21 protein-coding genes are annotated in these 22,516 nt (G+C 63.7%); 9 read left to right on the forward strand and 12 right to left on the reverse strand.

The annotated features are described in order from the left end of the window. The first annotated feature begins 68 nt into the window (after positions 1-68). The gene (locus FGL95_RS22155; RefSeq protein ID WP_169590798.1) at positions 69-560 is read left to right on the forward strand and encodes a YflT domain-containing protein; all 492 of its coding nucleotides are present in this window, start codon (positions 69-71) and stop codon (positions 558-560) included. Here FGL95_RS22155 and FGL95_RS22160 read toward each other — a convergent pair. Further along, the gene (locus tag FGL95_RS22160) at positions 537-1,112 is read right to left on the reverse strand and encodes a TetR/AcrR family transcriptional regulator (RefSeq protein WP_169590800.1); all 576 of its coding nucleotides are present in this window, start codon (positions 1,110-1,112) and stop codon (positions 537-539) included. The two genes, FGL95_RS22155 and FGL95_RS22160, sit on opposite strands and share 24 nt — an antisense overlap. 126 nt (positions 1,113-1,238) lie before the next feature. Here FGL95_RS22160 and FGL95_RS22165 point away from each other — a divergent pair, with 126 nt between their 5' ends. The 3 genes from FGL95_RS22165 to FGL95_RS22175 all read left to right on the forward strand — a co-directional run bounded on the left by FGL95_RS22165 (position 1,239) and on the right by FGL95_RS22175 (position 4,650). Continuing rightward, a complete protein-coding gene (locus FGL95_RS22165; RefSeq protein ID WP_169590802.1) occupies positions 1,239-2,822 on the forward strand; it encodes an MDR family MFS transporter in 1,584 nt (527 codons plus the stop codon). A gap of 70 nt (positions 2,823-2,892) precedes the next feature. Then, positions 2,893-3,999, forward strand: a complete 1,107-nt coding sequence (locus FGL95_RS22170) for a DNA glycosylase AlkZ-like family protein (RefSeq protein ID WP_169590803.1) — start codon at positions 2,893-2,895, stop codon at positions 3,997-3,999. Between the two features lie 63 nt (positions 4,000-4,062). Beyond that, entirely contained in the window at positions 4,063-4,650 is a 588-nt protein-coding gene (locus tag FGL95_RS22175) for a suppressor of fused domain protein (RefSeq protein ID WP_169590805.1), read from the forward strand. Here the strand turns inward: FGL95_RS22175 and FGL95_RS22180 are convergent. After that, positions 4,645-5,733, reverse strand: coding sequence for a magnesium and cobalt transport protein CorA (locus FGL95_RS22180; RefSeq protein WP_169590807.1), 1,089 nt, complete (start codon positions 5,731-5,733; stop codon positions 4,645-4,647). The genes FGL95_RS22175 and FGL95_RS22180 overlap by 6 nt on opposite strands. A gap of 31 nt (positions 5,734-5,764) precedes the next feature. Here FGL95_RS22180 and FGL95_RS22185 point away from each other — a divergent pair, with 31 nt between their 5' ends. The 3 genes from FGL95_RS22185 to FGL95_RS22195 all read left to right on the forward strand — a co-directional run bounded on the left by FGL95_RS22185 (position 5,765) and on the right by FGL95_RS22195 (position 8,803). Beyond that, a complete protein-coding gene (locus FGL95_RS22185) occupies positions 5,765-6,637 on the forward strand; it encodes a PHP domain-containing protein (RefSeq protein ID WP_169590809.1) in 873 nt (290 codons plus the stop codon). Beyond that, positions 6,634-6,918: a hypothetical protein gene (locus FGL95_RS22190; RefSeq protein WP_169590811.1), complete on the forward strand. Its 285-nt coding sequence runs from the start codon at positions 6,634-6,636 to the stop codon at positions 6,916-6,918. The genes FGL95_RS22185 and FGL95_RS22190 overlap by 4 nt, the downstream gene beginning before the upstream one ends. Before the next feature lie 679 nt (positions 6,919-7,597). Further along, the gene (locus FGL95_RS22195; RefSeq protein WP_169590813.1) at positions 7,598-8,803 is read left to right on the forward strand and encodes a malic enzyme-like NAD(P)-binding protein; all 1,206 of its coding nucleotides are present in this window, start codon (positions 7,598-7,600) and stop codon (positions 8,801-8,803) included. Here the strand turns inward: FGL95_RS22195 and FGL95_RS22200 are convergent. Genes FGL95_RS22200 through FGL95_RS22220 form a run of 5 tightly spaced genes read right to left on the reverse strand, consistent with a single transcriptional unit; the run spans position 8,800 to position 13,011 of the window. Continuing rightward, positions 8,800-9,603 (reverse strand): adenylate/guanylate cyclase domain-containing protein, encoded by an 804-nt coding sequence (locus tag FGL95_RS22200; protein WP_169590815.1) that lies wholly within the window; start codon positions 9,601-9,603, stop codon positions 8,800-8,802. The genes FGL95_RS22195 and FGL95_RS22200 overlap by 4 nt on opposite strands. 9 nt (positions 9,604-9,612) lie before the next feature. Continuing rightward, positions 9,613-10,326, reverse strand: a complete 714-nt coding sequence (locus FGL95_RS22205; RefSeq protein WP_169590817.1) for an ABC transporter permease — start codon at positions 10,324-10,326, stop codon at positions 9,613-9,615. Further along, on the reverse strand, positions 10,323-10,973 hold the full coding sequence (locus FGL95_RS22210; protein ID WP_169590819.1) for an ABC transporter permease: 651 nt from the start codon (positions 10,971-10,973) through the stop codon (positions 10,323-10,325). The genes FGL95_RS22205 and FGL95_RS22210 overlap by 4 nt, the downstream gene beginning before the upstream one ends. Then, complete coding sequence (locus FGL95_RS22215; protein ID WP_169590821.1) at positions 10,970-12,049, reverse strand: ABC transporter ATP-binding protein; 1,080 nt, start codon at positions 12,047-12,049, stop codon at positions 10,970-10,972. Before FGL95_RS22215 ends, FGL95_RS22210 begins: the two co-directional genes overlap by 4 nt. After that, complete coding sequence (locus FGL95_RS22220) at positions 12,046-13,011, reverse strand: ABC transporter substrate-binding protein (RefSeq protein WP_240963222.1); 966 nt, start codon at positions 13,009-13,011, stop codon at positions 12,046-12,048. The genes FGL95_RS22215 and FGL95_RS22220 overlap by 4 nt, the downstream gene beginning before the upstream one ends. 50 nt (positions 13,012-13,061) lie before the next feature. Between FGL95_RS22220 and FGL95_RS22225 the strand changes: the two genes are divergently transcribed. Further along, a complete protein-coding gene (locus FGL95_RS22225) occupies positions 13,062-13,898 on the forward strand; it encodes a glycine betaine ABC transporter substrate-binding protein (protein ID WP_169590823.1) in 837 nt (278 codons plus the stop codon). A 9-nt stretch (positions 13,899-13,907) separates the two neighbouring features. Here FGL95_RS22225 and FGL95_RS22230 read toward each other — a convergent pair whose 3' ends face one another. The 3 genes from FGL95_RS22230 to FGL95_RS22240 are packed head-to-tail and all read right to left on the reverse strand — an operon-like array spanning position 13,908 to position 17,213. Further along, positions 13,908-14,813 (reverse strand): alpha/beta hydrolase, encoded by a 906-nt coding sequence (locus FGL95_RS22230; RefSeq protein WP_169590825.1) that lies wholly within the window; start codon positions 14,811-14,813, stop codon positions 13,908-13,910. Positions 14,814-14,817: 4 nt separating this feature from the next. Next, a complete protein-coding gene (locus FGL95_RS22235) occupies positions 14,818-15,654 on the reverse strand; it encodes an SDR family NAD(P)-dependent oxidoreductase (protein ID WP_169590827.1) in 837 nt (278 codons plus the stop codon). Further along, entirely contained in the window at positions 15,651-17,213 is a 1,563-nt protein-coding gene (locus FGL95_RS22240) for a flavin-containing monooxygenase (RefSeq protein ID WP_169590829.1), read from the reverse strand. Before FGL95_RS22240 ends, FGL95_RS22235 begins: the two co-directional genes overlap by 4 nt. A gap of 80 nt (positions 17,214-17,293) precedes the next feature. On the opposite strand from FGL95_RS22240, the gene FGL95_RS22245 reads away from it, so the two are divergent. After that, positions 17,294-17,938: a TetR/AcrR family transcriptional regulator gene (locus tag FGL95_RS22245; RefSeq protein WP_169590831.1), complete on the forward strand. Its 645-nt coding sequence runs from the start codon at positions 17,294-17,296 to the stop codon at positions 17,936-17,938. Here FGL95_RS22245 and FGL95_RS22250 read toward each other — a convergent pair. Both FGL95_RS22250 and FGL95_RS22255 read right to left on the reverse strand, forming a co-directional pair. Further along, a complete protein-coding gene (locus FGL95_RS22250; protein ID WP_169591187.1) occupies positions 17,909-18,607 on the reverse strand; it encodes an AAA family ATPase in 699 nt (232 codons plus the stop codon). The genes FGL95_RS22245 and FGL95_RS22250 overlap by 30 nt on opposite strands. A 41-nt stretch (positions 18,608-18,648) precedes the next feature. Further along, on the reverse strand, positions 18,649-22,398 hold the full coding sequence (locus FGL95_RS22255; protein WP_240963238.1) for a multifunctional oxoglutarate decarboxylase/oxoglutarate dehydrogenase thiamine pyrophosphate-binding subunit/dihydrolipoyllysine-residue succinyltransferase subunit: 3,750 nt from the start codon (positions 22,396-22,398) through the stop codon (positions 18,649-18,651). Positions 22,399-22,516 lie beyond the last annotated feature (118 nt).

Genomic DNA, 22,516 nt, shown 5'->3' on the forward strand with positions numbered 1-22,516 from the left:
CTCCGCGAGCGAGGCAGTAAACGCAGCTAAGTGCGCAGGGCGGGCAATCTGCGGGGCACAATGTAGCTATGACGAATCCACTGGGCGGTCCGAGTCGTGCTGGACAGGGGCTGCCGACGCCACCGTCGGGTTGGCCGATCGGTTCCTACCCAACCTACGCAGAGGCGCAACGCGCTGTCGATTACCTTGCGGACCAGGCTTTCTCGGTCGAGGATGTGACGATCGTCGGGGTCGACCTGATGCAGGTGGAGCGCGTGCTCGGCAGGTTGACCTGGGGCAAAGTCATTGGCGGCGGCATAGTTTCGGGTGCGTGGCTCGGCGTGTTCTTCGGCTTGCTGCTGGGTCTGTTCACCAACGGCGGGCTGTTCGGTCCGCTGGCGGTCGGCATCGTCGGCGGCATCGTGTTCGGCGTTATCTCCACGGCGATCCCGTACGCCGCGACGCGCGGTCAGCGCGATTTTGCATCATCGATGCAGTTGGTCGCCGGTCGCTACGACGTGCTGTGCGACCCCAAAACTGCTGAGGCTGCCCGCGACCTACTGGCCAAGCTGGCCATCTAACAGCTCGCGCGCGACGGCGAGCGACACCTTCTTGTGCTCCTCCGGGCTCACCTCGGGCCCAGTCCCGTCCAGCCTTCGGCTGGCGAACGACCCGAACACGATTGCCATCAAAGCAGTGCGAATCCTGGTGCGCTGGTAAAGATCTGCGTCTGCTGGGGTGAGCAGGTCGAGGATCTGGAACACCCACTCGCCGGGTTTGGGTCCGCCGATGCCTTGCTTTTCGGCGGCGATCGAGCGAATGACCGGCTGATTCTCCTGTAGCAGGCGGACGATTCGGCTTGCGTCGCCGTAGAACAGGTCGGCGAGGCGTTCGAGTATCTCGGCTTGGAACTCTGCGGAAAACTCCTGCTCGCGCGCCCAGTCCACAAGGGCGTCGATCGATTCCTTCAGCTCCTCCATCAGGCTGAGCAGGAGTGCTTCCTTGGATTTGAAGTGGTAGTACAACGCAGCCTTGGTGACGTTCAGCCGCTCGGCGATCTCGCGCAGTGAGGTCCCGTCGTAGCCCTGTTCAGTGAACAGTTCGAGGGCCACACGCAAGATGCGATCCCTCATTGAACCTTCGCTCGACGGCATCTGTGCGCACTCCTGTCCGATTAATCCCGGTTGACATCGTCTATCAGGAGATTACTATACGGCAGGTAAGTAGCTAACCGGTCGGCAAGTAAGCGTGGTGGGGAAATGGACGAAACCAAAGCCGTCAACGGCACGATCGAAGAAGGATTCCAGCGGCGCAGCCATCGCGAAATCATCACCGTCATGAGCGGGCTGATGATCACGATGCTGCTCGCCATGTTGGACAACACGATCGTGGGGCCAGCGCTTCCCACGATCGTCGGCGACCTCGGCGGTCTCAAGCACCTGTCCTGGGTCTTGACCGCCTACACGCTCGCTACCGCTATTTCCACGTTGTTGTGGGGCAAGCTCGGTGACCTGTTCGGCCGCAAGTCGATGTTCCTTGCGTCGATCGTCGTGTTCCTGGCCGGCTCCGCGCTGACTGGAATGTCGCAGAGCATGATGGAACTCATCCTGTTCCGCGGGCTCCAAGGCCTCGGTGCCGGCGGATTGATTGTCGGCGTGATGGCAATCCTCGGCGAATTGATCCCGCCCGCCGAACGTGGCAAGTACCAGGGTCTGTTCATGGCGATCATGCCCCTGGCGATGCTGGGCGGTCCGCTGATCGGCGGATGGATCACCGACAACGCGTCGTGGCGCTGGGCGTTCTACGTCAACATCCCGCTCGGTGCGATCGCGATCGTGACCGTCTGGTTCACGTTGCACTCGCCTCGACGGACCACGGGCAAGGTCATCATCGACTGGTGGGGCGCCGCGCTCCTCGCCGTCTGGGCGAGCGCACTGGTGCTGCTCGGCAGCTGGGCGGGCTCGCAATATGCGTGGGGCTCTTGGCAGATTGCACTTCTCGCCGTGATCGGAGTCGTAGCGTTCGTCGCTTTCGTCGCCGTCGAACAGCGTGTGAGCGAACCGATCCTGCCGTTGCACGTGTTCTCCAACCGGAACTTCGCGTTGGCGGGCGGGCTGTCGTTCTTGGTCGGCTTGGCGATGATGGGCTCCGCTGCCTACCTGCCGCAGTTCCAGCAGTTGGTGCAGGGCGCGTCGGCAACCAACAGCGGCCTGCTTCTGCTGCCGATGATGTTCCCGATGATTCTGGCCAGCTTGATCGTGGGCCAGCTGACCTCGCGGATCGGCAAGATCCGGATTTTCCCGATCATCGGCGGCGTGGTTCTCACCGCAGGGATGGTCTTGATGGCTCAGGTCCAGACCGACACGACGAAGCTCACCCTGGCGTTCTTCATGATCGTGCTCGGTTTCGGCGTCGGCCTGCTGATGCAGCCGTCGATGCTGATCGCGCAGAACAGCGTCAGCCTGCGCGATATGGGCGCGGGCATGGGTGCGAGCACATTCCTGCGGACGATGGGAATGTCGCTGGGAACGGCTGTCCTCGGCACCGTCTACACGACGCGACTGACGGACAGTCTCACCAACGAGGCGGGCGATGCTGGTGCCAAGCTGGTCTCGGGCGGAGCGCAGTTGCCGCCGTCGATGGTGAAAACCCTGCCGGCCGAGCTGCAGAACGCACTGCATGTCGGTGTCACGCACGGAATTCAGGGCGTGTTCTGGGCGGCCGCAGCCGCCGGTGTGGTCGGCTTCGTCGTCGCCTTGTTCATCAAGGACGTCAAGCTGGCCGGCTTCTCCGATGCGCCGCAGCCCGTCGAGGCAGCGGCCGAGAAAGTTCAGGTCGCCTGACAACTGTGCGTGAGTTTGGCCCCTCCAGGGGCCAAACTCACGCACAGTGTGCGTCGGGCACGATAGTGCGGTGACCGCTGTACTCACCCAACGCGCGTTGAACCGCGCGACCTTGGCGAGGCAGCACCTGCTGGCTCGCAGCGCGACCTCGACGATCGATTTCGTCACCCACGCCTACGGCTTGCAGGCACAATCGCCCACTGCGCCGTACTTCGCCGCGTGGGCAAGGCTCGAAAGATTTGAACCGCAACAACTTTCGGACCTGATCCTCGACCGCCGCGCGGTCCGGATCGTGGTCATGCGCGGGACCGTTCACCTGCTCGCCGCCGACGATGCCCGCGTCCTGCGGCCGTTGGTGCAGCCGATCATGGTCCGCGATCTCGCTCAGAACGCACTGTACGCGGCGGGGTTACGGGATATCGATTTCGACGAATTGGCCTCGGTCGGTAGGGAATTGGTCGAGCAGTCGCCGATGACGCTGGCCGACCTGCGGCCGATCTTCGCGCAGCGCTGGCCGGACCGCGACCCGGCCGCGTTGGCCCATGGGCTGCGCAATCTCCTTGCGCTGGTGCAGGTCCCGCCGCGTGGGGTGTGGGGGCGAAGTGGTCAGCCGACACTGACGACGTTGGAGAACTGGGCAGGTAAGCCGCCCATCCTCGAGCCGTCGCCCGACGACATGCTGCTGCGCTACTTGGCCGCATACGGACCTGCGACTGTCCTGGACGTCCAAGCCTGGTCCGGGCTGACTCGTCTCGGCGAGGTGATGGAACGGTTGCGTCCGCAGCTGGTGACCTTCCGGTCGGAGTCGGGTGCCGAGCTGTTCGATCTGCTGGACGCCCCACGGCCCGACGCGGGCGTGACGGCACCGGTCCGGATTCTTGCGCCTTTCGACAACGTCTTGCTGTCCTACGCCGACCGGACCCGAATCATGGACGAGGAATACAAGAAGTCCGTGTTCACGATCAACGGCATCATCAAGCCCGCGGTCCTCGTCAACGGACGAGTCGCCGGCTATTGCGCGCTGTCGAACGCCAAAAAGGCGGCCAAGCTGGACGTATCGATGTTCACTCAGCCCGCCAAGACCCACCTCGCCGCCATCGAGCGCGAAGGCCGGCGGTTGCTGGAATTTGCCCATCCCACGGTCGAAAATCGGGACGTCCACATCCACCCCTTGTGAGTCTTTTCGGAGTCCATAGACTCCAAAAAGACTCACGAGGGTGCGGAATGCGAGGATCATTCCGTGACCGAAGACATCGTTTCAGCCGTTCGGGCGCACTTGCATTCGCAGATCGGCGGTCCTGAGCCGACCGCGGCATCGGTGACTTTCCTCGGTTTGGAGCCAATCGAGGTGCTGCGTTTCGGGTCCGATAGTGAAGCGCTCGTTCGATACGCGACGGCAGGTTGTTCGCGTCATCCGATGGGCGACCCGGGCGATCTCGTGACCGACAGCGTTCGTGGGCCGCGGGCCGAACTGGTCCTCACGCTGCATGGGGGAGCGGGCGTCGCATCCGGCGTGCACAGGACGCTCGCGGTGCTGGCTGCAGCACCCGCGGTCGAAGGAGTCATTCTGCAGCCCGATGCCTTGCTCGATCTCGGCGAACCGCTGTGGAAGGACTCACCGTTCACAGCGGCCCTCTTGGGCCCGGGCGACATCGACGACTTGCCACTGGCCGAACCCGCTGAGCCGGTGCGCTTCTTCGAGGTCGCGCCGATCACCGGGACCGAGGCAGCGTGGGTGCGCTTGCGTGGTGCTGACGCGTTGCGCGAGGCGTGGCGTGAGGTGGGAATCGACATCCGCAATCCTCGGCGTGGTGCGGCGCAGCTATAGCCAATCGTTCTTGTGGAACGTGTAGCCCAACACGGTGCAAACGATGGCAATGAAGACCAGCACCATCGGGTAGCCATACGTCCATTTCAACTCGGGCATGTGCTCGAAGTTCATGCCGTAGATGCCGGCAACGAACGTCGGCACCGCAGCAATCGCGACCCAGGCCGAGATCTTGCGCATGTCCGTGTTCTGCTGGACCCCGACTTTCGCCAGCGCCGCATGGATGAGCGAGCTGAGTGCCTCGTCGAACTCTGCGATTCGCTCGGCAACGAGGGTGTGGTGGTCGGTGACGTCACGGAGATAGCGGCGAATCTCTTTCGGGATCGCGCCGTCGTAGCCGCTGGTCAACGCCTGCAGCGGCGTGGAAAGCGGGTTCACCGATCTGCGCAGCTCGACGACTTCACGTTTAAGCTGGTAGATCGGTGCAACGTCGACGCGGTTGCCAGGCGTGAACACTTCTTCTTCCATGGTGTCGACATCACGTTCGACCTGCTTGACGACCTCGAGGTAGGTGTCGACGACATGGTCGGCAATCGCGTGCAATACGGCGGTCGGACCCAGCGCGAGACGCTGCGGATTGGCTTCGAGCGCGTGACGTACGCCACCCAACCCGGTGAAATCGCCGTGCCGGACCGTGACGACGAAATCGCGGCCGATGAACACCATGATCTCGCCGGTCTCGACGACCTCGCTGATTGCGTGAACATCGTGCTCGACATATTTGACGGTGCGCAACACCAGAAACAACAGGTCGTCGTAGCGCTCCAACTTCGGGCGCTCGTGGGCATGGACGGCGTCTTCGACGGTCAGCTCATGCAGGCTGAAACACTGTGCGATGCTGGCCATTTGGCCTTCGTCGGGCTCATGAAGGCCGATCCACGCGAACCCTGCGCCGCGCTTACGGACCTCCATGATCGCGGCGGTATGGGTGAATTTGCCGGGAAGCCGAACTCCATCGACGTAGACCGCGCAATCGACGATCGCGCGCGCCGCCGGAATGGGAATTCGCGGCAGGCTCACCTGGTCCTCGGTCGGGCGCTTTCCCTGCTTGCGCAACGACACGAGCGGCGGGATGGACGGCACGCCCGAATGCTACGCCTGACAGACTGGTGAGGTGCGGATCGATATCCATACCCATTCGACTGCGTCGGACGGCACCGATTCACCTGCTGAGCTGCTGCGAGCAGCTGCGACAGCGGGTTTGGACGTCGTTGCCATCACAGATCACGACAGCACGGCTGGGTGGGTCGAGGCCGAACAGACCCTGCAGGAATTGCCGTCGACCATGCGGCTCGTCCGTGGAATGGAAATGTCGTGCACGGGTGACGGGGAGGACGGTTCACCCGTTGCCGTGCATTTGTTGGCCTATCTCTTCGACCCTGGCAACGAGGTGTTCGCCCGCGAGCGCGAACGCCTCCGCGGCGAACGTGTCACGCGGCTGCGTGCGATGGGCGAACACTTGGCCGCCGACGGGTACCCGATCGACATCGACGAGATCCTGGCCGCTACTGGTGCCGCAGCGGGCCGACCGCATCTCGCGCGTGCGCTCGTCGCCGCCGGAGTCGTCGAGAGCGTCGACGCTGCATTCGCCCATCTCCTGGCCAACAACGGTCCGTACTACGTCGAGAAGGCGGACACACCGCTGACGGCGGCGGTCGAGATGGTTCGCGCAGCAGGCGGAGTATGCGTGCTCGCTCACGCACGGGCGCGAACTCGCGGCCGACTGGTCTCCGTCGACCACATCCGGGAGATCGCTGCCGCCGGACTGAGCGGCCTCGAGGTGGACCACATCGATCACGCACCCGCGGACCGAGACATGCTGAGGTCGCTGGCCGACGAGCTCAGCCTGGTCACGACCGGATCGTCGGACTATCACGGCACGAACAAGACGGTCCGCCTCGGCGAATTCACCACCGATCCGGTCCAATTCGACAAGCTCGTCGCCGCCGCGACCGGTGTCGGCGTGCTCACCGGTGGCACCCGATGACGGATTCGTTGTCAGGCAGGCTGATTCGCGGCCTCAGCGGTGCGATCACTGCGGGGGTCATCGTCCTGACTCTCGTCGTCGTGGGTGCGCACTTTCTCGGCGACCGATGGGACTTTCCCGGCCCCGGATCGACGTCGATCACCTGGCATGTCGCGACGTCGGTCGTTGTGTTTGTGGCTCAGGTCGTCGCCGATCGCCGAAGGGGAGGAGCCTCCCTGGTCGCATCGCTCGCGGTGTTCGTGGTGACTGCGGCACTCCTGTGGACCCAATGGTGGGACTAGCCGTCCCTCTCATTCTTCGAGGCCTGGCTAGTCATATTGAATGGTCGCTCCGCAAGCTCCGCGACGAGCCGTGCCTCTCATTCTTCGAGGCCCGCCGTAGTCGTGTTGAATGGTCGCTCCGCAAGCTCTGCGACGAGCCGTGCCTCTCATTCTTCGAGGCCCGCCGTAGTCGTGTTGGATCGCTCCGCAAGCTCCGCGACGAGCCGTGCCTCTCATTCTTCGAGGCCCGCCGTAGTCGTGTTGAATGGTCGCTCCGCAAGCTCCGCGACGAGCCGTGCCTTTCATTCTTCGAGGCCCGCCGTAGTCGTGTTGAATGGTCGCTCCGCAAGCTCCGCGACTGAGCCACCCTCACCGCGGACAAGATCCGAGATTGAGATCGTTCTTACGTCCGGGTAATCAACATGACTTACGGTTGCCGATGATGGAGGTCGCGGCGTCACCGTCGCCGACCGCGACTCCATTTGCACCGACCCTCGTTGCGAACCTTTCGGCCGCGGTGGCAAACTTGGCACCACCTCAGCGCCGGCGCCACCGCCCCGAGCGCAGGTACATACGGTTTCTCGGACGCACCCGTCCCAGTCCACGATTCTCAATGAACGCGCATCGACGGTTCGAATTTGCCTAGCCGCAATATAGTTAACCCGGCCCGAATACTCGGGCCGCGAAGAGGAGTGTCATCGTGTCTGCTGTGACTGAAGCGCCAACGGGCCCCCAGGGCAACCTGTCCGCCATCACCGACGAAGATATCTTTGCTGGTCATATCGGCGGCAAGCTGTCGGTAGAACTGACCTCGCCTCTCGAGACGCAGCGCGACCTTTCGATCGCCTATACGCCTGGCGTCGCTCAGGTCAGCCGCGCCATTGCCGCCGACGAGACGCTTGCCAAGCGCTACACCTGGACCGATCGGCTCGTCGTTGTCGTGAGCGACGGCACCGCTGTGCTCGGGCTCGGCGATATCGGTCCGCGCGCGTCGCTTCCGGTCATGGAAGGCAAGTCCGCGCTGTTCAAGAAGTTCGCGGGCCTCAACTCGATCCCGATCGTTCTCGACACCAAGGATCCCGACGAGATCGTCGAGACGCTGATTCGCCTGCGTCCCAGCTTCGGCGCGGTCAACCTCGAAGACATCTCGGCTCCGCGGTGCTTCGAGATCGAGCGTCGCGTCATCGAAGCGCTCGACTGCCCCGTGATGCACGACGACCAGCACGGCACGGCAATCGTCGTCCTCGCCGCCTTGAAGGGCGCCACCACGGTCCAGGGCCGCAGCCTCGAGCCGCTTCGCGTCGTCATCTCGGGCGCGGGCGCCGCGGGTGTCGCTTGCGCGAACATCTTGCTGGCAGCGGGAATCACCGATGTGGTGGTGCTCGATTCCAAGGGCATCGTGTGCAGCGAGCGCACGGACCTGACCGACGTCAAGACCGATCTCGCAGCACGGACGAACCCACAGGGTCGCTCGGGCGGGGCCGCCGAGGCACTCGAAGGTGCGGACGTCTTCCTCGGTGTTTCGGCAGGCAAGATTCCAGAGGATCTGATTGCATCGATGGCGCCGGACTCGATCGTGTTCGCGCTGTCGAACCCCGACCCCGAGATTCACCCCGAGGTCGCTCGCAAGCACGCGGCCATCGTCGCGACCGGTCGTAGCGACTTCCCGAATCAGATCAACAACGTCCTCGCGTTCCCCGGTGTGTTCAAGGGGGCGCTCGACGCGGGTGCGCGACGGATCACCGAGGGTATGAAGCTTGCGGCCGCGAACGCGATTCTCTCGGTCGTCGCCGATGAACTCAGCGTCGACAAGATCGTGCCAAGCCCGCTCGATCCGCGCGTAGCCCCCGCTGTTGCCGAAGCGGTGGCGGCTGCGGCGAAGGCCGAAGGCGTCGTAGGGCACTAAACGGCTGATTCGGCCTGGTAAACCGATACCGGTTCGTCGATTCCCTTCAACTCGCGGCTCCACGGTCCGGTGAATCGGACCGTGGGAATGTCGCCGACCGCCTTGCGGACCTCGGCCGTCACGAGAACTTGGCCGCCTTCGGCTTGACCGGTGACACGGGCAGCCACGTTCACGACATGCCCGAGCAGATCGTCCTTCGTGACGACGGCGAGTCCGGTGTGTGCACCGGCGCGAATACGGAGCGGGGTCGGTCCGGTGGGCACCAATTCGACTGCTGCGCGGACGCCCGAAGTCGGGGTCGGGAACACCAACATCAAGCCGTCGCCCAGTCGTTTGACCACTCGTCCACCCCAACCGCGGATGATCGGCAACGCGGTCTCGTGGTGGCGCCCTAATAGCTCGAGCGCAGCGGCGTCGCCGTGTTCTGCCGTGAAGCGGGTGAAGCCTTCGAGGTCGGTGAACAGGACTGCGACCTCCGCGCTGGTCTGTGCACCAGGATTGGGTGAGCGTTCGTACGCCGTGTCCCACGACAGCATCTCGATTGCGTTGAGCCCGATTGTGGCCAGAACCGAAGGCCGGCGCTCGACCGTTCGCTCGAGCAGCCGCCGCGTGACCTCCAGCGGGGGATTCGGCGGCCGGACCTGTTCGTCCGGGTGCTCGAGCCAGTCGCGATCGACAACGCCGAGTTCGATAGCAGATTTTCGGAAGTCGTCGTCCTCGGCCAAACACCTCCACAGCTTCGCGGTGATCGCCGCGAATGTTGGCGTGGATGTTGGCTTGGGCGGGCGCGGTAGCGGCACTCGGCCAGGCTATCCGTTGCTGCGCGCCACCACGGCGGCTTTGAGGGTCGGTGGCGTCCAGCGGAAGCGTCCAGTCCCCGGCACCGATGCCCACACCGCGAGCGCGAGCAATCCGTCGATGACGAGGGCAAGCAGCGCAACGAGAATCGCGCCGACCATGACGATGTCGTACTCGTAGTTGCCCAGACCGTCGAAGATGTAGCGGCCGAGACCGCCGAGGGTGACGTAGGCGGCAATGGTCGCTGTCGCGATGACCTGCAACGTCGCGTTCCGCAAGCCCCCGAGCAGCAATGGCATCGCGTTCGGAATCTCGACGCGGAACAACACCTGCAACTCGGTCATGCCCATCGCGCGGGCCGCGTCGACGACCGCGCGGTCGACGTTGGCGATGCCCGCATACGTTCCCGCGAGCAGCGGCGGGATGCCAAGCAGCACCAAGGCGATAATCGGCGGCCGCAGCCCGACGCCGATGATCAGGACCAGGTACGTCAGCACACCGAGGGTCGGCAGCGACCGCATGGCGTTGACCAGCCCGACCAGAATCGCGTCGCCCTTGCGCACGTGGCCGATCACCATGCCGAGTGGGATCGCGATGGCTGCGGCGAGAACGATGGCGAGAAAGCTGTACCAGAGGTGCTCGGCGAGCCGGTCCGCGATGCCGCCCGACCCTCGCCAGTTCGTCGGATCGGCAATGTAGGACAGTGCTTTCGAGATGTAGTTCATCGCTTGACCGCCTTCGCGGTCCGAGCCCAGGGCGTCAGTACTCGGCCGGTGAGGTAGAGCGCTGCGTCGAACACCAACGCCAACACAACGATAGCGATGATTCCGGCGACGATCTCGTCCGGGTAGTCGCGCTGATAGCCCTCGGTGAACAACTGCCCGAGGCCGCCGATGCCGATCAACGACCCGATCGAGACGAGCGAAATGTTGGTCACCGTGACCACGCGGATGCTGGCGATGAGAACCGGAACGGCAAGGGGCAGTTCGACGGTGAGGGTCCGGCGCAGCGACGTGAAGCCCATCGCAGTCGCGGCGTCGAGCACATCGGGCGCCACCGAATCGAGTGCCTCGGGCACCGCTCGGACCAGCAACGCGGTTGCGTAGATGGTCAGAGCGATGACGACATTGAGCGGGTCGAGAACTTTCAGTCCCGCGATGCTCGGGATCGTCACGAACAATGCGAGCGACGGAATCGTGAACGCGATACTCGCGATGGTCACGGTGATCTTGCGCAGCCACGGGACGTTCTGGATCGCGATGCCGACCGGCACCGCGATCGCGAGTCCGATCAGCAGCGGTACGAGCGCGAGGTACAGGTGGGTCTGCGCATAGTCACTCACCTTGTCGAAGTTGTTCAGCAGGTACTTCATTGTTGCGCCGAACGCTCCGTGCGTCGTTGGCGTGCAAGCTGATCCAGTACATCGGCGGCGTCGATTCCGCCGACGACCTTGCCTTGCGGATCGATAGCGACTCCGATTCCCGACGGCGACGAAATCGCGGAATCGAGCGCTTGGCGCAGGTCGCCGCCCGCGGGGAACAGCGATCCGCCCGCAGCGACCGTGCCATTCCAGTCCACCCAGCCGCGCGGGGCGCCGTCCTCGCTCGTGACGAGCACCCACTCGCCGGTGCGCGTTTCCAGCTCCTTCAGACGTGACTCCGTCGCCGTACGGACCTCACGAAGCGTGATGTGCCCGGCGGTGCGGAACGACAGTCCACGGTAGCCGCGGTCGCGACCGACGAAATCTGCGACGAAATCGGTTGCGGGGGAAGCGAGGACCTTCTGCGGTTCGTCGTACTGCTGGAGCACGCCCCCGCGTCCGAATACCGCGACCTTGTCGCCGAGCTTGACCGCCTCGTCGATGTCATGGGTGACGAACACGATGGTTTTGCGCAATTCCGCTTGCAGCCGCTGCATTTCGTTCTGCAGATCCTCGCGAACCACGGGGTCGACGGCGCTGAACGGTTCGTCCATCAGCAGAATCGGCGGGTCGGCGGCCAGCGCACGGGCGACGCCGACGCGCTGTTGTTGACCACCGGACAGTTGCGCTGGATACCGCGTTGCCAACGCGAGGTCCAGGCCGACGCGTTCGAGCACCTCCAGCGCGGACTTGCGCGCGGCGCGACGCGAGACTCCTTGCAGCACAGGGACTGTGGCAACGTTGTCGACGACTGTGCGGTGCGGTAGCAATCCGGCGCTCTGGATCACGTATCCCATGCCGCGGCGCAACTGCACGGCGTTCGATGTGGTGATGTCTTTGCCGTCGACGCTGATCGTCCCGGACGTCGGCGCGATCATGCGGTTGATCATCCGCATCGACGTCGTCTTGCCGCACCCTGACGGTCCGACGAACACGGTGAACGAACCCGACTCGATGGTCAGACTCAAGCCGTCGACGGCGATCGTGCCGTCTGGGTATTGCTTGGTGACGTCGGAAAACTCGATCATCCGACGGGTGTCTTCAAGCCATGATCGGCGACCCACTGTTGTGCTGCGGCTGAGGTTTCCACCTTCGCGTCGCCCGAGACAGAGTCGTTGAGCGCGATGAGGTCGTCGGTCGTGAGCTTCGCCGACACCGCGTCGAGTACCTTGACGAGTTTGTCGCTGCGCTTGTCTGCGCGGAACAACGGGACGACGTTCTGCGCGGGGAAGTTGTTCTTCGGGTCGGCGAGGACGACGAAGTTGTACTTCTTGATCGCGGGCGAGGTGGTGAAGATGTTCGCCGCCGTGATGGCGCCGCTGTTCAACTCGTTGGCCGTCGCGGGTCCGCCGCCTTCGATCGGGACGAAGTTGTCGGGCAAGATGTCGAGTCCGTAGTTCGCCTTCAGTCCGGGCAGGCCGACCGGACGTTTCTGGAATTCGCCTGGTGCACCGAATTTCACCTCTGCCGAGTGCGAGGCGAGATCGGCGATGGAGGTCAGCTTCCAGCGGTCCGCGGTGTCCTTGGTGACGACGACGGCGTCCTTGTCCTCCGCTGGCGCCGGCGTGGAGATTGCGAGCGAGTCGCCCAGCGCCTCGGTCAGTGCCTTATCCACATCCGCCGACGAGGTGGCCGTCGCATCCTTGTTCAGGTAGCGAAGGAGATTGCCGGTGTAGTCGGGAATCAGGTCGATCGAGCAATCTTCGACCGCAGGGACGTAGGCCTCGCGACTGCCGATGTTCGGCTTGACGACGACGTCGAAACCGTTGTTACGCAGGGCCTCGGCATAGATAAAGGCGATGGTCGACGATTCGGGGAAGTCGGCTGACCCGACCGCGATCTTGTTCGGATCCTTGGAATCGCACGAACCGCCCGAACTGAGCGGATCCGAATTGCCGCACGCTGCGGTTCCGACGAGTGCGAGAGCGAGAGCAGCGGTGGTGAGCCAGCGGAGCGGAGTGGCGGCCATGATGTCCTTCCAACGAGGCATTAGCGTGACAGTCTAACGATGCAATCCGTGGTCGAAGAGAAGGAATTTTCGTGTTCGTAGCTCGCTTCGGCATGGCGATCGCGGTGCTTGCCCTGGTTGCGGGTTGCAGTCTGGACGATCCCGTCCTCGATCCTGACCCGGCAACACTGCCGGTTGTCGTCGGCTCGGGGGATTCGACCTACAGCGAGTTGATCGCCGAGATCTACGCAGGCGCGTTGGCTCGCGGGGGCAGCACGGTCGAGGTCCAGGCACACCTCGGTGACCGCGCGGCGACCTTGGCCGCACTCGACAGTGGCAAGGTCACGCTGATTCCGGAGCTGACCGGCAGTTTTCTCGCCTACCTGAATCCCGCTGCCACACAAAGCAAGCCGGACGACGTTCGGGATGCGCTGAGCAAGGCTCTACCCGCGGGCTTGTCGATCTCGGACTACGCAGGTGCGCAACATCGGTCGGTGTTCATCGTCGGGGAGTCGACAGCTGCGCGATCGGTCGGCGACCTGCGTTGCGGTGAGCTGACCTTGGGATCGTCTCGCCCTGTGCCTGCTGTCGTGATCGATAGATTGCGGACCGAATACTCCTGCGAATTCCGGCAGGTCTCGTCCAAAGCTGAAGGATCTCGCGAGGGCACCGATGTCGGTGTCCAGGAACCCGGGGTCGGGTTCTCGAAAGGCGTTATCGCGCTGACCGACGACAAGTACGCATTCGCAGCCGAGAACGTCGTTCCGGTCTTTAGAACCGGGTCGCTCACGCAAAAGCAGATCACCAAGCTGAATGTCGTTGCAGGCGAACTGACTACAGACAACCTGAGTGACCTACTCGCGGACGCGAATCGTGGGGCTTCGGTAGCAGATCTTGCCCGCACGTGGCTCGACCAACACGGCCTGTGAGCAGTAGAGCTAGACGGCGACGTCGTCTTCCGTAGCCGTCCAGACGTCACGAAGGAAGACGCCGATCTCCTGGACCGCGCGGTGTGCATCTGCTACCAGCGAGGCCTGCAGTTGCGCGCAATGCCAGAGCCGGGCGTGTTCGGTGAACTCGACGTCGACGCCTGTCGTGCGGAGTGCGGACACGAAGGCGACTGCCTGCGGGTGCAGCAGTTCCGTTTGCCCGACCTGAACCAAGGTCCGGGGGAGACCGCTCAGATCGCCCAACAAGGGCGCGTACCCGATGTCGCTGGGGTCTGCGTCGCCGAGGTAGGCGGCGGCGCAGCGCCGCGACCACTTCTGCGTCAGAACGAGATCGCCCTTCGGCTCTGCGATGACGTTCGGATCCACCCACGGCGCGATCAGGGCGAGCCCGGCCGGCGTGATGGCATGCTCGTCGATCAGCCGACGAGTCGTCGCGACGGCCAAACCGCCGCCGGCCGAATCGCCGCCGAGCGCGACCTGGTCAGCGGAGTAACCGTGCCCGGACAGCAGATCGCGGTACGCGGCGACGGAATCGTCGAGCCCCGCCGGGAGCGGGTGCTCTGGCGCAAGCCGGTAATCGATCAGGTAGACCGCGGCGCCGGACTCGCGAGCGATATGCGCCGCGAGTGACCGATGCGTAGCGATCGACCCGATCGTGTAACCGCCACCGTGGAGATACAACACGGCAGTCCCGTTGTCGGACCCTGCCGTCACCTTCTCCGCCCGACGCCCGCCGAGCAATAGCTGTTCGACGACCGTGCCTGCTGGAATCAGCTGCAGGCGCGCACCGATGTCCAGCAGCGCGCGTTGTGTGCGATAAGGCAAGCGGTGGTACATCGCGACCCGGTAGAAACCGTGCAGCGCTGCGCCCGCTACGGGCAGGGGAAGATGCATGGAGCTATTTCGCCTTCGGCTTCGGAATCAGTCTGCTTGCCGCCTCGGCGACAACTCGCTGATAACGCGACCCGGTGACCCGGACGAATAGGTCGAGGGCCTGAGCGTCGAGGCCGATGAGCACGCGGCCCTTGCTGCCGCGAACGCCGTCGAGGATCGTCTTGGCGGCCATCTCAGGGGAATTCCGCGCCAATCGCTTGTTGAACACGTCGGCCATCGCCGTGATGTCCTCACCGCCGGCAGCGGTCGAGTTATTGGCGATGTTGGTCTTGATTCCGCCTGGGTGTACGCAGGTGACCTTCACCTTGTGGCCGCTGGCGAGCATCTCCATGCGCAACGACTCGGTGAAGCCGCGCACTGCGAACTTCGCTGCGTTGTACGCGCTCTGGCTCGGCATCGCGATCAGGCCGAACAGGCTCGATACGTTGACCACATGCCCGTCACCGGACTCGATCAGGTACGGCAGAAATGCCTTGGTGCCGTTGACAACGCCCCAGAAATCGACATCCATGACGCGCTCGATGTCCTTGAACTCGGACACCTCCACGTCGCCGGAGTAGGCGATTCCAGCGTTGTTGTAGATCTGGTTGACCTTGCCGAAGTGCGCATGCACCGCGTCGGCGTAGGTCAGCACAGCTTCACGCTCTGCGACGTTGAGGCGGTCGGACTTGACCTCTGCGCCCAGTGCTTCCGCCTGCCGCACGGTCTCCGCCAACCCCTCGGTGTCGATGTCGGAGAGTGCGAGCTTCGCGCCACGCTTTGCAAGGTCGAGAGCGAGTGCTCTACCGATACCGGATCCAGCACCGGTTACCACGGCCACTTTGCCGCTGAAGTCGCTCATCTAGCTGCCACCTTCTCGTTCGTTTCGTCTGCAATGACGCTGATCGGATCGACCTCGACGTCGGTTGTCGTGTCGTACGCGGCGACGTCGAACTTACGCGTCAGCTGGCGGAACTCGAACGTGAATCCTGGCCACAGCGTGGTGTTGTTGCCGTGCTTGTCGAGGTACCAACTGGCGCAGCCGCCGTTCATCCAGACGCTACTCGCCATGTCTGCCTGCAGTTCCGCGTTGTAGGCGTCCTGGGCATCCTGACGGACCTCGACGGTCCGGAGGCCTTGCTTCTCGATTGTCTTGATCGCGTCGGCGAGGTAGTTGATCTGCGACTCGATCATGAAGACCATCGACGTGTGGCCCAGGCCGGTGTTGGGCCCGACGAGGAAGAACATATTGGGGAAGTTGGCGATCGCGGCGCCCTTGTAGCCCTGCTGACCACTCTCGTCGAAGACGTCGGCCAACGACCGGCCGTCCTTGCCGAAGATGGTCTGGAATACGGGGGAGTCCGTGACGTGGAAACCGGTGGCGACGACGATCGCGTCGACCTCGCGCTCGGTCCCGTCCTTGGTCACGATCGAGTTCGAGCTGACTTCGGCGATGCCGTCGGTGACGACGTCGACGTTGTCACGGCTGAGCGCCGGGTAGTAGTTGTTGCTGATCAGCATGCGCTTGCAGCCGATCTGGAAGTCCGGGGTGACCTTCGCGCGCAGTTCTGCGTCGCGAACCTCGGCCAGGAGCTTCGCCCGTGCGATGAGCTCCAGCGGCTTCATGAAGATAGGTGCCTTCGCGAGACCGACGACCTGGACTTCGCGCGCCCAGTAGATTCCTGCGCGCGACAGGCGCTGGACGCCCGGGATGTATTTGAAGGCGAGCCGCTCCGGCGTGGTGTACGCGCGGTCGAAGCGGGGGAGCAGCCATGGTGCGGTGCGCTGGTACAGGTCCAGGCTGGCGACCTTCGGTGCGATCGCGGGGACGACCTGGATCGCCGAAGCGCCGGTGCCGATGACCGCGACGCGCTTGCCCGTGAGGTCCGCCTCGTGGTTCCACTGTGCGGTGTGGAAGATCTCGCCTTCGAAGCCGTTGATGCCCTTGATGTCGGGCAGGTTCGGCTCCGCCAGTGCGCCGACGGCGCCGACGAGGATCTTGGCCGAGTAGCGGCCCGTCGAGGTCTGGACTTCCCAGATCGCGTCGTCGTCGTTCCAATGCGCGGACTGGACGTGGGTGTTGAAGACATGCTTGTCGAGGATGTCGTGCTTCTTGGCTACGGACTCGATGTAGGCCTGAATCTCGGGCTGCGTCGAGAACGAGCGCGACCAGTTGGGATTCAACGCAAACGAGTAGGAGTAGAGCTGTGACGGAACGTCGCAAGCAGCACCTGGGTAGGTGTTGTCGCGCCAGGTACCGCCCACGGTCGCACCGCGTTCGAGGACCAGGAAGTCGTCTTTCCCTTCTTGGCTCAATCGAATGGCGGCGCCGAGTCCCGCAAACCCGCTGCCGATGATCAGCGTGTTTACGTGGCGCACGCCCTTGTGCAATTCCACATTGTCTGTAACTTCAGGACTCATGCAAACGAGCGTAGAGTTCTACTGACTGTTAGTCAATAGCTATTGAGTGGTGCTCAGTACGGGCGTGGAGGTGATGATCGATGGTGCGAATCAGGCTGGACCCAGCGCAACGGCGTGACCAGCTGATCGAACTGGGCGCAAAGATGCTGTCCATCCGCGGTTTCGACGACATCTCGATCGAGGAAATCGCCAAGAAGGCCGGTATCTCACGCGGGCTGCTCTTTCATTACTTCCCGTCGAAGCGGGACTTTCACCTTGCGATCGCAGCGCACGGCAGCGACGAGCTGTTGGCGATCCTCAAACCCAACACCGACCTCCCGCCGGTGGAGATGGTCCGTGACCTCCTCAACCGCTACGTCGATTACGTGCTCGAGAACCGGGATGGCTACACCGCGATTCTGCGTGGTCCCTCCAGCGGTGATCCCGACATGCGTTCGGTCGCGGACGAGAGCCGGAAACGCATCGTGGACCAGACGCTCAGCTTCGTGCCCCTACCGCCCGAGCAGATCACGCCGCGAATTCGGCTCGCCACCCGTGGCTGGATCGCGTTCGTCGAAGAGACCACGCTGAACTGGCTAGAGGATCAAGAGCAGATCAGCCGCGAAGACTTGATCGACATGAACATCCGCGCGTTGCCTGCTGTTGCGCTCAGTCCGGAGGTCGCAGCAGTGCTGCTGGCCGCTGCTGGAATGGACTCACAGGTGCCGGAGAAACATCTCGGGTGAGTCGAGGAATCGGCGCCAGTTACGGACGATGTCGAGGTCGCCCCAGTCGGGGGTCTCGATCCCGTCGTCGGTGAGCTCCCAGATATCGGCACCCGGGCACGCTGCGAGTACCGGCGAATGCGTCGCCATGACGACCTGCGAACCTTCGGCCACCAGATCGTTGATCGCCCCGATCAGTGCAAGGCACGACTGAAAAGACAGCGCCGCCTCTGGTTCGTCCATGATCCACAGTCCGACGCCGATCGGGCGTTCGGCGATGTAGCGCAGAAACGATTGACCGTGGCTGAGCTCGTTGAACGCTTGGTCGTCGTCCCGCGCACGACCGCCATCGGCCGCTGCGAACATCTGATGCATCGACTCGGCCCGTAAGAAGCAACCGCCGTGCGGCCGCGGACGCATGCCCCCGCACCACAGATGCCAACCAAGGTCGGTGTCCTCACCGCTGCCGCCCGTCGACCACATGGCGTCTTTGGCGGCGGTGAGCCCACCTTCCCAGCTCGAAGCGATCGCCTCGACCAGCGTCGACTTGCCTGCCCCGTTCTCGCCGACGATCACCGTGACCGGTGCGGCGAAGGAGAGTCCCTCGTCGCGCAGTTCGGCGATCGCCGGCAAGTCGAAATACCAGGCGTTCGGGTCGAAGGGGTGGGCGAGACTCTCCCTCGGACGCAATTCGACCCGGTCGAGCGGCAGCAAATCAGGCGAACGCCGGATCAATCAGCGAACGCTGCGTCGATGATCGCCTGTTGCTCGACCGCGTGCACCTTGCTCGACCCCGACGACGGTGCCGACATCGCACGCCGCGAGATGCGCTTGATACCCGTCAGCTTCTCGGGAAGGTATTCCGGCAAGTACAGCCCGAACGTCGGCCACGCACCCTGGTTCGCGGGCTCCTCCTGCAGCCAGAAGTACTCCTTGGCGTTGGGGTAGCCGTCGAGTGCTTCGTTGAGCCGGAAGCGCGGGATCGGGTACAGCTGCTCGATCCGGACGATCGCAACGTCCTCGCGGTTGTCCTTCTGCTTGCGCGCCAACAGTTCCCAGTAGAGCTTGCCGCTCGTCAGCAGGATCCGCTTCACCTTGCTGCGGTCGCCGTCGCCACTCTCGTAGGTGGGCTCGTCGAACACAGAGTGGAACTTGCCGTCGGTGAAGTCCTTCAGGTTGCTGACCACATTCTTGTTGCGCAGCATCGACTTCGGTGTGAAGACGACCAGCGGACGGCGAATTCCGTCGTGCGCGTGCCGACGCAGAAGGTGGAAGTAGTTCGCGGGAGTCGACGGCATCGCGACCGTCATCGAACCCTCCGCACACAGCTGCAACCAACGCTCGATGCGACCGGACGTGTGGTCCGGACCCTGCCCTTCGTGACCGTGCGGAAGCAGGATCACCACTTCGGAGAGCTGGCCCCACTTTGCTTCACCGGACGAAATGAACTCGTCGATGATGGGTTGTGCGCCGTTGACGAAGTCGCCGAACTGCGCTTCCCACAACACAAGTGCCTCGGGGTTACCGAGTGAGTAGCCGTATTCGAACCCCACGACCGCGAACTCGCTCAAAGCCGAGTCGTGAATCGCGAATCGGCCGGGCTTCTCGCTACCGATGTTGTGCAGCGGCGTGTACTCCGCGGCTGTCTTGCGGTCGATGATCACCGCATGGCGTTGGGTGAACGTGCCGCGCCGAACATCCTGACCCGTGAGCCGGACGCTCTTTCCTTCGTCGATCAAGGTGCCGAAGGCGAGCAGTTCAGCGAACGACCAGTCGACATTGCCCTCGTACGCCATTTCGCGTCGACGCTCGAGAACCGGCTTGACGCGCGGGTGCACCGTGAAGCCCTCGGGCACGTTCAGGTAGGCATCGCCGATGCGTTGCAGCAGCGCCTTGTCCACGGCGGTCACGAGCTTCTTCGGAAGGGGCTGATCCATCTCGACCGACTTCGTCGGCTCGGGTGTGTACTTCTCCAGCTCCCGGACCTCGTTGAACACTCGCTCCAACTGACCCTGGTAGTCGCGCAGGGCGTCCTCGGCCTCTTTGAGCGAGATGTCGCCACGACCGATGAGGGATTCGGTGTAGCTCTTGCGAACCGAACGCTTCGTGTCGATCGTGTCGTACATGTAGGGCTGCGTCATCGACGGGTCGTCGCCCTCGTTGTGACCGCGGCGGCGGTAGCAGATCATGTCGATGACGACGTCCTTGTGGAACTGCTGCCGGTAATCGACAGCCAGCTGCGCAACCCAGACGCACGCCTCGGGATCGTCGCCGTTCACGTGGAAGATCGGCGCCGCAACCATCTTTGCGACATCGGTGCAGTACTCGCTGCTGCGCGAGTTCTCCGGTGCCGTGGTGAAGCCGATCTGGTTGTTCACGACGATGTGGATCGTGCCGCCGGTCCGGAATCCGCGCAGCCCTGCGAGGTTCAGCGTCTCGGGAACCACGCCCTGGCCCGCGAAGGCCGCGTCGCCGTGCAGCATCAACGGCACGACGGAGAAGCCGCCGGGACCGTCGCCCTTGTCGAGCAGATCCTGCTTCGCACGGACCAGACCTTCGAGCACCGGGTCGACAGCTTCGAGGTGGCTCGGGTTGGCAGTCAGCGACACCTCGATGTCGTTGTCGCCGAACATCTGGATGTAGGTGCCGCTCGCACCGAGGTGGTACTTCACGTCGCCGGACCCGTGGGCAGCCGACGGGTTCATGTTGCCTTCGAACTCGGTGAAGATCTTCGAGTACGGCTTGCCGACGATGTTGGCAAGCACGTTCAAACGACCGCGGTGCGGCATGCCGATGATGACCTCGTCGAGGCTGTGCTCGGCCGCCTGATCGATGACGGCATCCATCATCGGGATGACCGTCTCGGCGCCCTCCAGCGAGAAGCGCTTCTGACCGACGTACTTCGTCTGCAGGAACGTCTCGAATGCCTCGGCGGCGTTCAGCTTGCTCAGGATGTACTTCTGTTGCGCAACAGTCGGTTTGACGTGCTTCTTCTCGACTCGCTCCTGCAGCCACTTGAGCTGGTCGGGCTCGAGAATGTGCATGTACTCGACACCGACGTGGCGACAGTAGGCGTCGCGCAAAATGCTGAGTACGTCGCGCAACCGCATGCGCTCTTCGCCGCGGAAGCCGCCGACGTTGAACTCGCGATCGAGGTCCCAGAGGGTGAGCCCGTGGGTGACGACGTCGAGGTCCGGGTGGCTGCGGAACTTGTCCTTGACCAACCGCAGCGGATCGGAGTCGGCCATCAAGTGACCGCGGTTGCGGTACGCCGCGATGAGTTCGAGCACACGGGTGGTCTTGTCGACACCGCGCTCACGCATGTCCTTGCGCCAACGGACCGGCTCGTACGGGATCCCCATCGCGTGGAAGATCTCATCGAACAGCTCGTCGCTGATCAGCAAGTTGTGGATTGTGCGGAGGAAATCGCCCGACTCTGCACCCTGAATGATGCGGTGGTCGTAGGTCGAGGTGAGCGTCATCAACTTGCCGACGCCGATATCGGCGATCCGCTCGTCACTGGCGCCCTGGAACTCGGCGGGGTACTCCATCGCACCGGCGCCGACGATCGTGCCCTGGCCCGGCATGAGCCGCGGTACCGAGTGAACGGTCCCGATCGTGCCCGGGTTGGTGAGGGAAATCGTCACGCCGGAGAAATCCTCGGCGGTCAACTTGCCGTCACGCGCGCGCCGGACCACGTCTTCGTACGCTGCGTGGAACTGCGCGAAGTTCATTGCCTCGCAGCCCTTGATCGCCGCGACGACCAGGGTGCGGCTGCCATCCTTGCCGGGCAGGTCGATCGCGAGACCGAGGTTGGTGTGCGCCGGCGTGACCGCGTTGGGCTTGCCGTCGATCTCGGCGAAATGTCGGTTCATGGTCGGCAGCGCCTTGACGGCTTGGACGATCGCATAGCCGAGCAAGTGCGTGAAGGAGATCTTGCCGCCGCGCGTGCGCGCGAGGTGGTTGTTGATCACCAGTCGGTTGTCGATCATCAGCTTGGCCGGGATGGCGCGGACGCTGGTTGCTGTGGGGATGCTCAGCGACGCCGACATGTTCTTGACGATCGCCGCAGCGCCACCACGCAGGATCTTGTTCTCGTCGCCGGTTGCCGCACCGGGCTGTGTCGGTGCGGTGGGCTTCGCGGCGTTCGACGCAGGCGCAGGCGCACTCTTCGGTGCGGGCTTCTCGGGTGGAGCAGACTTCGGAGCTTCTTGCGGCGCAGCGGCTTTCGGCTTCGTGGCCGGTGCCGGGGCTGCAGCCTTCGGCTCGGCGGCTTTCGGCTCGGCGGCCTTCGGTGCCGGAGTCTTCGATTCCGCGGGCTTCGGTGCTGGGGCAGCAGCTTTCGCGGGCGGTGGCGGCGCGGCGGATTTTGCCTCGGCTTGCCCGTTGGCCGCGTCGGCGCCGTCGGGTGTGTAGTCGGTCAGAAACTCGTGCCAGCTTTCATCGACGGACGCGGGGTCTTCCTTGAACCGCTGGTACATCTCGTCGACGAGCCATTGATTCTGTCCGAACTGGGCAGTGGAGCTGCTCACGGCAGGTAATCCTCTTTTCGTTCCTCATTACCGATCTGCACGTCTATATACGAGGCTAGACCTGTAC

This window comes from Antrihabitans stalactiti (genome assembly GCF_012932915.1).
GTDB classification, from domain to species: Bacteria; Actinomycetota; Actinomycetes; order Mycobacteriales; family Mycobacteriaceae; genus Antrihabitans; species Antrihabitans stalactiti.